This is a genomic window from Pseudoalteromonas sp. BSi20311 (assembly GCF_000239875.1).
Taxonomy (GTDB): Bacteria; Pseudomonadota; Gammaproteobacteria; order Enterobacterales; family Alteromonadaceae; genus Pseudoalteromonas.
The window spans coordinates 1-15,274 of record NZ_BADU01000140.1 but is presented as its reverse complement, the minus strand read 5'-3'; the positions used below and the strand labels follow the sequence as shown (position 1 = coordinate 15,274).

The window sequence follows — 15,274 nt, the reverse complement described above, 5'->3', positions numbered from 1 at the left end:
TTTTAGTTGATAAAAGTCATTGCGCTTAGTTTACAGCAAAAATAACTTTTAACCTTGCTAGTGTGTCAGCTTTGACTGAACCTTCGCTGAGCGCTATTAATTGCTTTAAATAATAGTTTAAATCAGCGTGGTCACCACGGTGTTTGTCATCTAGCATTGCCACTTGCTCAACCATTCTCTGCGCTGAATCATGCGAACTGACGTTAGCCAGTATTTCCATACGCGTGAGCAACTGCTCGGTACTTAATGCCGTTTTTACCGCACCAGTAAACTGACTTGGCACTGGTTCATTATTCTCAAGCGCAACAAATAATGCGTTTAAGTTAGCTTGTTCGTTTTTGGCAGCTAATCCGGTTAGCTTTTCATCTATAGCTGACAACAAAGCGGATACTTTAGGCGTTAACGATTTAAATGGCATATACCCTTTAACTTTGGTTTGCAGATCCAGTAATTGGGCTTTACCTTCAACACTATTTAAAGCCGCCTCTAGCTCATTAAGTTCAGCTGTAGCCTGCTTATCTGACTCACCTTGCTCGCGTTTTTGCTGTTCAAACTCTTCGCTGCGTTTAGTAAATGTTGCATCATTAAACTCACGGAATTTTTGCCACAGTGCATTCTCAGCTTTTAAGCCTGCAAAACCTATACTCTGCCATTGTTGCTGTAACTGCTTTAACTGCTGACACGCCTCTGCTAGGTTTTCACTTTGAGATAGCTGTTGCGCCTGCTCAACAAGCTCATTTTTAAGTGCAGCATTGCCTTTGTGAAACGCATTAAGTGAAGATACAACAAGCTGTTGCTCTGCCTTGTAACGCTCGTTTAATACTCGGTATGTTTTAGGATCAACTTTACCTACGCTACGCCATGCTTTTTGTAATCGGTTATAGTGACTTTCAAATTGTTTCCAATCTAAATCAGCATCCTCTGTCGCTTGTAAGTGCAGCGAATGCATTTGCGCTATTAGTTGCTCACGCTCTACTTTAGCCGCTTCTCGCTGGCTTTCTTGTTCTGCAAAATAACTGCGACACGGTGCAAACAGAAGCTCAATTTTTTCATCAAACTCATTACCTTGCTGCTTTTCTTGCTCTGTATCAAGGCGTCCTAACTCGTTCCAACGCTTGCGAAGTACTTTAACTTGATCCGCACGCTGTTGTGGATCGTTGCAAGGCTCAACAACTAACAGTGTTACTTCTTCTAAAAGTGCAGCGCGCTTAGGAGCCGCTGCATACTTTTGCCAGTCTTTAGCATCGGCTAATTGCGCTTCTAGGTCGGCTTTTAAGTTAACCAGTGGCTGTTGATACTTTTCAGTTAAGGCATTGTATAGCTCTTCGAAGCCCTTAAATACGCCAAATGCAACATTAAAACGACCTTCTTCAATCAAGCGTTTAACATCGCGCGCTTTTCGCTTAGCTTGGCTCTGGGTTTTTTCTAGCGGCTTTGTCAGTTCGCTCATTGCGGCTAAAAACTGCTTCTTATGGCTGTTAAGCTGAGTTTTGAATGACGCTTGTAAATCAGTGCTAAGTACATTTAGGTGACTACGTGCAGTTTTAAATGTGTCATTGAACGCTGTTAACTGTTGATCGTAATCGCTAAGTTGCTCTGCAGGTTTTATTTCACTAAGCGTACTATAGGCGATTTTATACTCTTTAATAGCCGTAGTTAGCTCAGGTAACTTAGCAACTTGTGAGAATAGCTGCTCAAGCTTATTAATCACTTGTTTTGATTGCTGATCAGCCATCAGTTGCGTTTTATCTAGCGTATCTTTCGCTTGCGCTACTTTGGCATTTAGCCAATCTTGCTGAATTTGCTCTGGCGTTTCTAATCCTAACTGTAATGCATTTTCAATTTCTTCACTCAACGCTTCTAACGTGGCTAATGCTAAGACTTGGCGCTGTTGTTGCGCTAAACGTTGCTGCTCTATTTCGTGCTGCGCTTTCAATGTGGCAATGTGAACATCAAGCTTATCGGTAATTGAAATATATTTAGCATCAAGGGTTTTTACATGTTCTTCGTTTAGCCATTTTAACTCTAATGCTTGCCACTGTGCCATAAGTTCGGCGGCTTGTGGGTCAACAATAGCGTAGTCGTGTTTATCACGCAGTGCATTAAGCTTGGCTAAAATAACACGGGTAGCATTTTCAACTTGCGCTGGCATTTCAAGCGCTAAACGCTCGTTTTCAAGATGGCTTTCAAGGGCCGTTTTAGCTTCACCTTGAGCATGCTTTAACAAAGCTTTAGTTAACTGCTGTGTAATCACTAAATCAACTAACTGCTTTTGCAGCTCTTCATTGGCTTCTTTAAAGGCTTTTTCAATCAGTTTAGGGTTTGCTAGGCGTTTTAATAGCTTAACTCTCACTTGCAGTTCTTTTTCTGCAAATGCTAGTTTTTCAAGGGTTTTAACCGGTGCAAAGCGTTCAATATACTCATTTTTAATCTGTGCCGATAAGCTACTTTCACTGTTTAATACAGCAGACGAAATTTGTTGCTCAGCCACATCTTTTAATGCCTGATCTTGCTTGTAAGCTTTCCACCAAAGCGGTAAATCGTTTACTTTTTGCAGTGCTTTACGACGAATTTCAGCCGATGAGTCTTCAAGCGCTAAGGTGCTTAAAATTGTTACGTCGCGTGCTACATCAAGTTTTTCAATCGCATCTAAACGAACTTGTTGCTTCGGGTGTTTCCATTTTGGTGTAAAAAGGTGTTTAAAGATCATTTTCACTGAACCTAGCTATTTCGTTATCTGATTTAAATTCTTTTTGTAGTTGCGCTTTGGTTTTTTGGATCATTTCTCCATCTGCACCAATGGTAAACTGCTCGTTTGATTGTGCTACTTTTGCTTGATACAACATCACAAGTTGCACTGTTTGTTGTTTTTGTTCATCTGATAAAGGTGTGCCATCTGGCCACTTTCCTGTTGATGCACCATATTGCAGACGCTCAAATAATTCTGGAGTAATATTCTGTACTAGGTTGTCAATATTCATGTCATTTTTTCTTTTTCAGAGTCACTAAAATAATACGGTTAATAAGGTACCAAATACAGCCAATGCCTATGGCTGAGGTATACGCATACCACTGAAGTGTTTTTTCTTGAGGTTGTAGGAAGTACAAACAAAAGAAGCCACCTAAAAATAAGATCAGCGCTAAAAAGGAGTGGTTCATAAACATTTGCTGCTTTTTAATTCGCTGCTCACGTTGAAGTTGTTGAACTTGCTCGGCATTTAATTCAGCAACGTTACTTTGGCAATGTGGACACTGCGGATGTTTATCTGAAATTGATTTTGCACATTTGGGGCAACGAATAATCGCCATACATCTCTCTCCATACTACGCATAAAAAAAGCGCCTTTCGGCGCTTTTCATTGTACTTGTTTTATTGCTCTTTGTCTTTTTTGAATTTAACCCAATAGTTCATATTAGGTTATTAGGGTCTGTTTATTCAGCGTCTTTAGATTGCTTCTCAAGACGTTTTTCCCAGAAAGTGGCGTTTTTAATCCCTAATTTAACGGGATCAAACGTGATTTCTCCACCTTTCTTCTTCTGGTCTTCATAATCACTCAAACATGTTAAGGCCGGTTTAGCGACAAAGAAAATAGCTAATATACCCAATATGTTTATCCACGCCATTAAGCCAACGCCTATGTCGCCAATAGTCCAAATATAACCTGAGCTATTAACCATGCCGTAGGCTACCATAAACATAATGACAAGTTTTACGGCTACAAGCGGAATACTTCCTTTAAAGTAGCGGTTTAAGTACGCGATATTCGTCTCTGCAATGAAGTAGTAAGCCAGTATGGTGGTAAAAGCAAAGAAAAATAAGGCGATGCCTACAAACGCTTCCCCAAAGCCACCAAATACACTAAACAACGCCATTTGGGTGAACGCTGCTGACCCCACTTCAGTTGCTGCATCAACGTTTTGTACAATGAATTGACCCGCAGGTAATTCGCCAACAATGTTGTATTGCTGCGTTATTAAAATCATTAATGCCGTTGCTGTACATACAAAGAGTGTATCAACATAAACAGAAAAAGCTTGAACTAAACCTTGCTGTGCAGGGTGATCAACCTCTGCTGCAGCCGCTGCATGAGGGCCTGTACCTTGACCGGCCTCATTTGAGTATATTCCACGCTTAACACCCCAGCCAATTGCGGCACCAAAGCCTGCTTGAGCTGTAAATGCATCACCAATGATGAGCGAGAAAATGCCCGGTATTTTGTCTAAGTTTATAAATACCACAATTAAGGCGAGAACGATGTAACCAAGCGCCATAAATGGCACAACAATTTGGGTAAAGTTAGCGATGCGTTTTATACCACCAAAAATAATAAACGCTAAAACAATAAGAATAATAGCCAACGCAACCAGTTTAAAGCTGCCTACGTCACCAAAACTTGTAGACACCATAGTGCCATCACCAAATACTTGAGTGAATGCATTACCTACAGCGTTTGCTTGTACCCCTGGTAGGAAAACCCCACAGGCTATAATTGCCGACACAGCAAATAATACAGCCAGCCACTTTTGCCCTAAACAACGGTCAAAATAATACGCTGGGCCACCGCGGTATTGCCCGTCTTCTTCTAATTTATAAATTTGACCTAATGTTGATTCTGCGTATGCAGTGCTTGCACCTAAAAAAGCAACAACCCACATCCAAAAAATAGCACCTGGACCACCAAAACCAATTGCGGCTGCAACACCGGCAATATTACCAACCCCTACCCGGCCAGATAATGAGACAGCAAGGGCTTGAAAAGACGAGATCCCTTTCTCTGAAGTGTTAGGGCTAAATAATAGCTTACACATTTCTTTAAAATGTCTAACTTGAGCAAATCGAGTTAGCACTGAGTAAAATAAGCCTGCGCCTAGGCATAAATAGATGAGTGCATTACTCCAAACAACATCATTAACGGCGCTTACAAAAGCTTCCATGAACATCCTCACAGTTATATTTATTATTATTAATTACCATACTCTGCTATTCAGAATACCTGTCATAAGCTTTACGAAATAAGGGGTTAATCTTTTCCGTCTTTCTTATTGTTTAATTTATATTAACTTAAGTACCCAACCTTGTTAACAGTTAATTTTCAAAACAACTCACTATAGACTTGTCGATGACGTTTTACGCAGTGCAGGTTGATATAGACTATGCGGTATTAAATCTGCCGAGAAGGTGTATTGGAATGTTTTGGTGCTGTGGTGGGTAAATGAATTTTATTTTCTGGTACGGCCGGTTTAGCTTAAAATAAAAAGGGTATCAATATTATTGATACCCTTTGAAACAAACGTTTTATCTTAAGTTGTCTACAACATTAACAATGGCTGCTAACGTGTCTTGACCAAATTGATATGAACGGCGATCTGACCAGCCGTAATCTGGATCTGGTAAGTCATTATTATCTTTAAATGGCATTTCAACTGTGTAAGTAAGCGCTTTAAATTCTTCAGCGGTCGCTGATGAACCTACTGTTAAGTTAGCTTGACCTGGTTCGTCTTTATCGTAGCCATGAGTATCTTGAAACTCTGGAGTAATCGTTAAAAGCGCGGCTTTAAAGCTATCTTCTAAGCCTTTTAAGCGTGCATCATAGCTTGGTATACCTTCGCTACCGGCAACAAAGTTATATGGAATAGCTTCATCCCCGTGAATGTCTAGGTGCATGTCTAAGCCTGCTTCGCGCATTTTATTAAGCACCAAGTAAACTTCAGGGCTGTCTTCCATGCTTGGCGTTTGCCATTCACGATTTAAGTTAACCCCTTTAGCATTAGTACGTAAGTGACCACGTGCACTGCCATCTGGATTCATGTTTGGTACTACATAGAATACCGCTTTTGATAGTAAGGCTGCAGCATGTGGGTCTTCATCATCAAGTAGCTTGTGTAATAAGCCTTCTACAAACCACTCTGCCATAGTTTCACCTGGGTGTTGGCGAGCGGTAACCCAAATGACTTTTTTATCTGCACTTGGCTGGCCAATCTTAAGCACGCTCATATCACGCCCATCGAGGGTTTGACCTAGTGTTTCTAGTTGGCAAATTTCTTGGCTTTGTGCCCATGATAATAAATCTAAATGACGGTCGTAGCTATATGGAGCGAAATAGGCGAAGTAAACGCTGCTGCACTCAGGCTCAAGCTCAAATGTTAGTGTGCCATTTTCATACGAAGACGGTACACGAAACCATGTTTGACGGTCGTATGATGCAACGGCTTGGTAGTCTACCCAACCGTCTGGATATGCAGACTTATCAAGATTATTAATATTTAACTGATGTAGTTGATAAGGCGTTGTTTCAAGACGAAAGTGAAACCACTGATAAAACTCAGACTGATAATCTTTATTAATTTCTAACTGAATATTTAACGGATCGGTGGCTTCAATAACTTTAATATTACCACTGTCAAAATTGCTACTGATTTTCATTACAACAAACCTATTAGTTAACTGTGTATCTTGACCAAGGGATTTAGCCAAGAGGTAAGTACGTGTTCATGCACTTTAAACGGCTATTACTACGTACCTAATTTAATAAAGCGTACCATAACCGCTTCACTTTAAAAATCTTCAGACCTAAAAAAGCCAGCAAGTGCTGGCTTTTCTTAATTGCTCATGTGTTTATCGAGGTAAACTTGGGAATGAGACTTCTGCCATGTCGCGCATACAGCGAACTACCTGACAGCTATAACCAAACTCATTGTCGTACCATACGTAAAGTACAACACGGTTATCATCAACAATGGTTGCTTGAGAATCAACAACACCTGCGTAACGGCTACCTACTAAATCGGTAGATACAATTTCAGTTGACGCTGTGTAATCGATTTGATCACGTAGGTCTGAGTGAAGTGCTGTTTCACGTAAAAACGCATTAAGCTCTTCAACCGTCGTGCTCTTTTCAAGATTTAAGTTTAAGATAGCTAACGATACGTTTGGTGTAGGTACACGGATTGCGTTACCTGTTAGTTTACCTTCAAGCTCTGGTAATGCTTTAGATACCGCTTTTGCTGCACCTGTTTCAGTGATAACCATGTTAAGTGCCGCAGCACGACCACGACGTTCTGCTTTGTGGTAGTTATCAATTAAGTTTTGGTCATTAGTGTATGAGTGAACTGTTTCAACGTGACCATTCTTAATACCAAACTGATCGTTTAATGCTTTCAATGTTGGTGTTATTGCATTAGTTGTACAGCTTGCAGCACATACAATTTTATCTTCAGGTAAAATATCTTGGTTATTTACACCGTAAACGATATTTTTAATGTTGCCCTTAGCTGGCGCTGTTAATAATACTTTTGCAGCACCTTTAGATTCTAAGTGTTGACCAAGACCAGCTTCATCTTTCCAAATACCTGTGTTATCAACAACAAGTGCGTTTTCGATACCGTAAGCGCTGTAATCAACTTCGCTTGGCGAATTAGCGTAGATAACTTGAATGTAGCTACCGTTAGCTTTAATTGCATTGCGCTCTTTATCAATGGTAATTGAACCATTGAACGGACCATGGATAGAATCACGACGCAATAAGCTTGCACGTTTTTCCAAATCGCCGTCTTTACCACCACGCACAACAATAGCGCGTAGGTTTAGATCCGCATAAGGGCCTGATTTTTCAATTAACAAACGTGCTAATAAGCGACCGATACGACCAAAGCCGTAAAGTACTACGTCACGTGGCGCTTTAGGCTCAGAATCAACAATTTCAGCTAGCTCGTCTTTAACGAACTCTTCTACTGAACGGCCATTCGCAGCATCTGTGTATAAATAGCTGTATGCTAATTTACCAATATCGATACGGGCAGAATTTAATTCCATTTTGCTAATAGCTTCTAAGAATGGGAAGCTTTCACGTAGGCGAAGTTTAGTTCCTTCAAACTGAGCTACTGATTTGTGAGACTTAATAATATCTATAGTGCTTGAGTTTACTAATGGACGGCCGTAAACAGCGATTTCAATACCACGATTACGGTACAATTTACCAATAATTGGTTGCATGCTTTCAGCGTAATCTTGACGTTCTTGCCAGCTACTTGTGTATTCTAACTCGTGAGATGAGGTCATTTTTTTTACCTAATTAAACAATTTTGAACGGATAGCCTAAGAATGTATCGAATTTTGAGAGCAACACATTCCTTCGGGCAGGCCTATTCTAATTTAATCTCATTTTATTCTCCACTGTTAGAGACTAAAGTTTAGGCTAGAATAATACTTTATTGATGATTGAGAGGCTCGGATGGCTTTTAAGCGCATAACCCTCACTTTTGCATTGTTGTTTGCAGGGTGCGAAGAATCTTTTATCGTTGAAGATGTTTGTGCGCAATCACCCGCCATGTGCAATGATCTTAACCACGATAGCCACTGTAAGGCACAGCGAGAGCGTACTATTTTTTCTCGCTACCGCGAATCCTTACAACCAACCGATGAGCACAAGTATCAATTACTCAAAGCGTTTGAGCACTACAACCAATGTATCGGCTTAGCTGCTAATATTCAGCATATAAAGCTAAAAGGTAAAACCACCGCCCGTCGACGAGCGTATCTCACTAGTAATAAAGAAATGGCACGTATTTATCAGCAAACACAAGCAACCACTCACCCTGGCCTACTCTATTACCATTGGTCAAGAAACAATGATGAAACAGCACTCACCCGGTTACTTGCTCTAGAAAATACTGCTGAGGTTGAAACGAGTGCTGAAATGCAATTTTACTTGGCGTCTTATTATATTAAAGTTGATGAGCACAAAGCGATTGGTTTTTTATACAACACACTGGCGTTAAATCAAGCTAAGCAAGTACCTGATCCAGAAATATACACCTCTTTAATTAGCCTTTTTTACAAGCATCATCAATATAAGCACGCGTACATTTTTGCCAAAATAGCAGAGCTCTCTGGGATAAAAAATATCGACATATTATTAATTGAGCAGCAGTTAATAGCACAAGGAAAGAATTTAGAGAGTTTAGATAGGTTAGCCGAGCAGACTTTGCAGCAAATAGATCAAGGAAAGTTTATTTCCCCCCGGAAATAATACAACAGATACAAAAAAGGCAGCTTGCGCTGCCTTTTTGTTTATTTTTTGCTTGTGCCTACTTCGACACGGGTCTTTAACTTTTGTCCCGGTCTAAAAGTAACTACGCGACGTGCTGAAATTGGAATGTCTTCTCCCGTTTTCGGATTACGTCCCGGTCTTTCTTTCTTATCTCGAAGATCAAAGTTACCAAATCCAGAGAGCTTAATCTGCTCGCCTTTTTCAAGCGCTGAGCGGATTTCTTCAAAAAACGCTTCAACTAAATCTTTGGCATCTTTTTTATTGATCCCGAGCTTTTCAAATAGGTGTTCAGCTATGTCGGCTTTAGTAAGCGCCATATCTAGTCCCTCAACGATGCATTAAACTGTTCGGCCAGTGCGGCCACCACGTTATCAACTACCTGATTGATATCTTTCTCTTCGAGTGTTCTATCAACCGCCTGCAGTGTTAGAGCAATCGCCAAACTCTTATAATTTGGCTCAATACCTTTGCCCTTATACACATCGAATAAGTTTAGGTCAACCAATTGATTTCCGCCAACTTTTCCGATGACGTTTAAAATATCACCAATTTTAACGCTGTCTTGTACTAAAATAGCGATGTCGCGGCGATTTGATGGGAATTTAGACACCCCTACAGCTTGAGGTAAATTTCTTTTTTCTAATGCCGACATTTCAATTTCAAACACAAAAGTAGCATTGTTGATATCTAACGATTTTTGCGCTTGAGGATGTAATGCGCCAAAGAAACCTACTTTTTTACCATCAACATAAATAACGGCAGACTGACCCGGGTGAAGACCATCCGATTGCTCAGCTTTAATTTCAAAGCGGCTAACATCGTTGGTAATTGCAAGTAATGCTTCAACATCCCCTTTTAGGTCATAAAAGTCGACATTGCGTTTTTCTTCAACCCAATGCTCACCATGTACCAAACCAGTAATAACGCCACCAATAACAGGCACTTGGTAAACGCCATTTTCTGCGCTTTCATCGCTGATAAATTTAAGGCCATATTCAAATAAGCGAATACGAGGTTGTTGGCGGTTTTGGTTATACGCAACAGATGAAAGCAGCCCAGGCATTAAACTTACACGCATCGCTGACATTTCAATTGAAATTGGGTGCGGTAATACCAGTGCATTACACTCAGGGTGTAAAATAGCTTGCGCTTTAGGGTCAACAAAGCTGTAAGTAATGGCTTCTTGATAGCCACGTGTTACTAGCGCATTTCGAAAACGGCTTAGGGCAACAGTTGATTCATCATGCGTGGTCATTTTAAGTTTTGCTGTCGGTGCAACATTAGGAATGCTGTTATAACCGTACACTCGTGCAACTTCTTCAATTAAATCTTCTTCGATACGAATATCAAAACGGTAGCTTGGCACATCAGCGCTCCAGCTATCATTGTCAAATTTAACATCAAGTCCTAAACGCGTCAGAATATCGGTTACTTTCGCATCTTCAATATGATGACCAATAACGCGGTCTAAACGTGACCGACGTAAACGTACTTCAGTTACTTTAGGTAACTTATCAGCAGCCACAGCTTCAACAACAGGGCCCGCTTCACCACCAACAATTTCAAGTAGTAACGCTGTAGCGCGCTCCATTGCGTCATGTTGTAGCGCAAAGTCTACGCCACGCTCATAGCGATGAGATGCATCGGTATGTAAGCCGTAGCTACGTGCTTGACCAGCAATAGCCACAGGGTTAAAGAATGCGCTTTCTAACAGAATATCAGCTGTTTTGTCAGTAACGCCAGATTGCTCACCACCAAAAATACCAGCAATAGCTAGCGCTTTATGATGATCGGCAATCACTAATGTCGATTCATTTAACTTTGCAGTGTTACCATCAAGTAAAACTAATTCTTCACCTGCGTTTGCACTACGTACTTTAATTCCACCCTCAATCGCATTTAAATCAAATGCATGCATTGGGTGACCAAGTTCTAATAATACAAAGTTAGTCACATCAACAACCGGATCGATTGAACGCACACCACTACGGCGTAGCTTTTCAACCATCCATAAAGGAGTTTCAGCATTAAGGTTAATGCCTTTGATAACACGCCCTAAATAACGAGGACAAGCCTCATCGTTAACCAACTCGATTGATACTTTATCTTCAATTGTCGGTGCTACCGCTGGAATACTTAATGTATTAACATCAATGCTGTTCAGTACGCCGACTTCGCGGGCAAGCCCTTTAATACCTAAACAGTCACCACGGTTAGGGGTTAAATCTACATCTATGATGTTGTCATCTAACCCTAAGTATTCGCGTAAATCTGTGCCAATAGGCGCGTCAAGCGGCAATTCCATAATGCCATCGCCTTCTTCGCTAATGCCTAGCTCATCAAACGCACACAACATGCCGTGTGATGGTTGACCACGAAGTTTGGCCTTTTTAATTTTAAAATCACCTGGTAATACTGCACCAACAGTGGCAACAGCAACTTTAATACCTTGGCGGCAATTTGGTGCACCACAAACAATATCAAGCAGTTCATCACCACCAACATTAATTTTTGTTACACGTAGTTTATCTGCATCAGGGTGCTGGCCGCATTCAATCACTTCACCTACAACAACACCATTAAATTTGGCTGCTGCCGGCTCTACGCCATCTACTTCTAAACCAGCCATTGAAAGCTGTTCCGAAAGAGCTTGCGTATCAATTGCAGGATTTACCCACTCTCTTAACCACTTTTCACTAAATTTCATTTTATTTCTTCACTCTTAACGGAACTGGTTTAGGAATTTTAAGTCGTTTTCAAAAAACGCACGTAAATCATTTACGCCGTAACGCAACATAGTTAAGCGCTCTACACCCATACCAAAAGCAAAACCGGTGTATTTTTCAGGATCGATACCAACAGACTTAAGTACGTTAGGGTGAACCATGCCGCAGCCTAATACTTCTAACCATTTACCGTCTTTACCCATTACATCTACTTCAGCTGAAGGCTCTGTAAATGGGAAGAATGAAGGACGGAAACGAATTTCCATATCTTCTTCAAAAAAGTTACGTAAAAAGTCATGTAAAATACCTTTGAGCTCAGTAAAGCTAACGTCCGTATCAACCATTAAACCTTCCACCTGATGGAACATAGGTGTATGTGTTTGGTCGTAGTCATTACGGTATACACGCCCTGGTGAAATTATACGAAGCGGCGGCTGCTCTATTTCCATGGTACGAATTTGCACACCACTAGTTTGAGTACGCAACACCAACTTAGGATTAAAGTAAAAAGTATCGTGGTCGGCGCGAGCAGGATGGTGCTCAGGAATATTTAGCGCATCAAAGTTATGAAAATCATCTTCAACTTCAGGGCCTGATTTAACTTCAAAGCCTAGTTCACCAAAAAAGCTTTCAATACGCTCAATTGTACGTGTTACTGGGTGAAGGCCACCAGAGGGCATAACGCGCCCTGGTAAAGTTACATCGATAGTTTCAGCAGCTAGTTTTTCTTCAAGTGCTTTACTCGCTAAAAGCTCACGCTTATCATTAATTGCGCTTTGCACATCTTGCTTAGCTTGATTGATTACCTGGCCTGCTTCTTTGCGTTCTTCAGGAGCAATTTTACCCAGTGTTTTAAGTAAGCTGGTGATCTCGCCTTTTTTACCAAGGTAGTTAACCCTGATCTCTTCTAGTTGCGCGATTTCACTGGCACTGGCAACTGCCTCAAGTGCTTGCGCTAATATATTTTCTAAGTTCATTCGATACCTGATCTTTCAAAGAAGGTGATTACAATTTAGTTAGCTAATGATAACTGAAAGCAGGGTCTAGATTCTAGACCTACTACAGCTTTAGCGTTGATTTTATGAAAGGAATAGTTAATTTTCGCTGTGCAGCCATAGATGCATGATCTAATTTGTCCAATACATCCAATAAAGCGCGCATATCACGACTTAAACGGGTTAATAAAAACCGCGCACATTCGTCGCTAAGTTCAAGTCCACGCATGTTCGCACGTTTAACCAGCGCTTGTGCTTTATCATCATCACTCATAGAACGAATTTGAAAAGTGGTACCCCACTTCAAACGCGATTCTAAATCGGGCAAGCTAATATTAAGCATATTTGGCAGTAAATCAGCGGTTACTACCAACATTTTATTAGGCTCATTAAAGCGATTAAAAAAGTTAAATAACGCTTTTTCCCATGCATCATTACCTGCCACTAGGTGAACATCATCAATACATAATACATCTAGCGCCTCAAGTCCATCTAAAACCATCGGGCCAAAATGTAGAACTTCTCGCATTGATAGCAGCATATTAGATAAGCCGCGCTCTTGGGCTTGAATACAGGTGGCGTATAACAAATGGGATTTACCTGAGTCTCCTAAGCCACACAAATAAGTATACTGAAAAGCATGAGTAAGCTTAGCAAAACTATCTTTTAGATGGCTTACCTCTAATGAGTCTTCTCCACCAAAATAAGAGGCAAATGTTTCATCATCCGGTAAAGTAACCGGTAGCGCCATTTGCATTGGCTCTTGAGTTAGCATTAGTTTTCAACCCATTGATACTCTAGGCTTTGCTTATCAACTATGTGATAAAAAGCACGAGGGTCAACATAATCTTTAAAGGCATTATCAAGACCAAGGGCTTTTTTAAGGTCGTTAACAGTGCCGGTATGATCTAGCTTAAATTCAACCGAATCGGGAGTTTTACGTATGATAACCGCTTGGGTTACAACACTTAGGTTGAGTAGACGGCGCTTTGCCAATTCTATATCCACAAAGGTATCAGTCCCTTTTAAGGTCAAATTAGCAGTACGCTGTTCATAATACGCATTAGGATCGATGGCGTATTCGCCAGCTAAACCTTGTGCTAAATCATCAAGCATTTGCGCAACAATTTGCTGTCTATAGCCAATAATTCGGTTAGATTCAAACATTTCATCATTGGTGAAGCGCCAATCTAATACCCAATTATCGGAGTTAAATTCTTGATACATCCTAGCAGTAATACTTCGCTCAGCACTGTAGCGTTTAGATGCCTCTTCTACTGGTTCTGAAAAGTTCCCCCAAACCTCAGGGACTCCAACAAGGCGTCTATCTTGTAAATCCAGCAAAGGCACAACCACAGGTAAGCCACGACGGCTTGCTTTATCATAAATGAGTTGCTCTAACTGTGGGTAACTTTCTTGCGTTACTAGTTCTCGTTGCCTGTTATCTTCAATCCCTAACCAGATAGCAACTAGTGGGCGCTGTACTCCCCATAGTGGCAAATTAAGATCTTTAATTAACGCATTGATCTTTCGAGCCTCAAATTTGACTAATAATTTAAGCTCTCCGGGGATACGTTCATCGTATTCAAATTTTAACATGTAATCAGATATGTCTTTGGTGCGCTGCTTCGCTAGCTGATTTTCGTCCGCGCTTTTATCACCGCTCACTTTTACTAATACGTTCAGCAACGCTTTGCGGCTAGCATCTAAACGTGTATCACGAGATTTATCTTCTACAACCAAAATATCTTGATATAGATCAGTTACTTCAACTGCTGATACAGAAACACAAAAGAAAATGGATAAGGCGCTAATTAATAATCTATACACAGGCAAATCATTCATGGTTTTAAACTGTTTTGATCCTAAATCAAAGCCACTAACAAAGCAAAATTATATTTTTCTCAGTTACTAACACCATTAAGCTCGCTTTAATGATCATAAAAAACCTAAAAGCAAATACCGGCTAATTGGAATCGGTGTACGACTTCGTAGCGACAGCGCAGTAGAATGTCGTGGGCTCGATTCTGGTCAATTCTCTTCCTTTAACCCAATACCTTTCACCTCGAACCTTCTTTTACTTTATTCCAGACGTAAAGAAGCCCGGCTCTTTCGAATCGGGCTTGCTTGTATTTGGAGTCGGTGCGCTACTACATAGCGACAACGCAGTAGAATGTCGTAGTGCCCACAGCGCTAGAGAGTACATTATCAATGCAGAGAATAGGCTTTCTTTCTCTTTAACCTAATACCTTTAACCTTTGTTTTTCACTTTCCTACAGACGTAAAAAAGCCCAACTCTTTCGAGTCGGGCTTTCTTGTATTTGGAGCCTGGTAATGTCCTACTTTCACATAGCAAATGCTACACTATCATCGGCGCTGTTTCGTTTCACTACTGAGTTCGGCATGGGGTCAGGTGGGTCCAAAACGCTATTGTCACCAAGCAAATTTGGGTGTCAGTTCGTATCGCTACGCACTAACTAAAATTTGGAATTCTGATAATAAA

12 protein-coding genes and 1 rRNA gene are annotated in these 15,274 nt (G+C 40.7%); 1 reads left to right on the top strand and 12 read right to left on the bottom strand.

Annotation, left to right across the window (positions count from 1 at the left end; genetic code table 11):
* Nucleotides 1-25: 25 nt before the first annotated feature.
* From P20311_RS14170 to P20311_RS14145, 6 genes are all read right to left on the bottom strand, one after another.
* Nucleotides 26-2,710, bottom strand: coding sequence for a DUF349 domain-containing protein (locus P20311_RS14170; protein ID WP_008114081.1), 2,685 nt, complete (start codon nucleotides 2,708-2,710; stop codon nucleotides 26-28).
* Nucleotides 2,700-2,981 (bottom strand): YeaC family protein, encoded by a 282-nt coding sequence (locus tag P20311_RS14165; protein ID WP_008114080.1) that lies wholly within the window; start codon nucleotides 2,979-2,981, stop codon nucleotides 2,700-2,702. Before P20311_RS14165 ends, P20311_RS14170 begins: the two co-directional genes overlap by 11 nt.
* Nucleotide 2,982: 1 nt before the next feature.
* Nucleotides 2,983-3,309: a hypothetical protein gene (locus tag P20311_RS14160; RefSeq protein ID WP_008114079.1), complete on the bottom strand. Its 327-nt coding sequence runs from the start codon at nucleotides 3,307-3,309 to the stop codon at nucleotides 2,983-2,985.
* Between the two features lie 123 nt (nucleotides 3,310-3,432).
* Nucleotides 3,433-4,935, bottom strand: coding sequence for a sodium:alanine symporter family protein (locus P20311_RS14155; RefSeq protein ID WP_008114078.1), 1,503 nt, complete (start codon nucleotides 4,933-4,935; stop codon nucleotides 3,433-3,435).
* Between the two features lie 361 nt (nucleotides 4,936-5,296).
* Entirely contained in the window at nucleotides 5,297-6,424 is a 1,128-nt protein-coding gene (locus P20311_RS14150; protein WP_008114077.1) for a M14-type cytosolic carboxypeptidase, read from the bottom strand.
* Between the two features lie 192 nt (nucleotides 6,425-6,616).
* Nucleotides 6,617-8,059, bottom strand: a complete 1,443-nt coding sequence (locus tag P20311_RS14145; protein ID WP_008114075.1) for a glyceraldehyde-3-phosphate dehydrogenase — start codon at nucleotides 8,057-8,059, stop codon at nucleotides 6,617-6,619.
* A gap of 172 nt (nucleotides 8,060-8,231) precedes the next feature.
* On the opposite strand from P20311_RS14145, the gene P20311_RS14140 reads away from it, so the two are divergent.
* Nucleotides 8,232-9,029 carry a DUF2989 domain-containing protein gene (locus P20311_RS14140; RefSeq protein WP_008114073.1) on the top strand — a complete coding sequence of 266 codons (798 nt, stop codon included), beginning with the start codon at nucleotides 8,232-8,234 and terminating at the stop codon, nucleotides 9,027-9,029.
* Between the two features lie 41 nt (nucleotides 9,030-9,070).
* On the opposite strand, the gene ihfA is transcribed toward P20311_RS14140, so the two are convergent.
* From ihfA to rrf, 6 genes are all read right to left on the bottom strand, one after another.
* Entirely contained in the window at nucleotides 9,071-9,367 is a 297-nt protein-coding gene (gene ihfA, locus P20311_RS14135; RefSeq protein ID WP_008114070.1) for an integration host factor subunit alpha, read from the bottom strand.
* A gap of 2 nt (nucleotides 9,368-9,369) precedes the next feature.
* Nucleotides 9,370-11,757, bottom strand: a complete 2,388-nt coding sequence (pheT, locus tag P20311_RS14130; RefSeq protein WP_008114068.1) for a phenylalanine--tRNA ligase subunit beta — start codon at nucleotides 11,755-11,757, stop codon at nucleotides 9,370-9,372.
* A 15-nt stretch (nucleotides 11,758-11,772) separates the two neighbouring features.
* On the bottom strand, nucleotides 11,773-12,753 hold the full coding sequence (gene pheS, locus P20311_RS14125; RefSeq protein WP_008114065.1) for a phenylalanine--tRNA ligase subunit alpha: 981 nt from the start codon (nucleotides 12,751-12,753) through the stop codon (nucleotides 11,773-11,775).
* An 82-nt stretch (nucleotides 12,754-12,835) separates the two neighbouring features.
* Nucleotides 12,836-13,546 (bottom strand): DnaA regulatory inactivator Hda, encoded by a 711-nt coding sequence (gene hda / locus P20311_RS14120; protein ID WP_008114063.1) that lies wholly within the window; start codon nucleotides 13,544-13,546, stop codon nucleotides 12,836-12,838.
* Nucleotides 13,546-14,601, bottom strand: coding sequence for a DUF2066 domain-containing protein (locus tag P20311_RS14115; RefSeq protein ID WP_036934517.1), 1,056 nt, complete (start codon nucleotides 14,599-14,601; stop codon nucleotides 13,546-13,548). The genes hda and P20311_RS14115 overlap by 1 nt, the downstream gene beginning before the upstream one ends.
* A gap of 496 nt (nucleotides 14,602-15,097) precedes the next feature.
* Nucleotides 15,098-15,212 (bottom strand): 5S ribosomal RNA (gene rrf, locus P20311_RS14110).
* Nucleotides 15,213-15,274 lie beyond the last annotated feature (62 nt).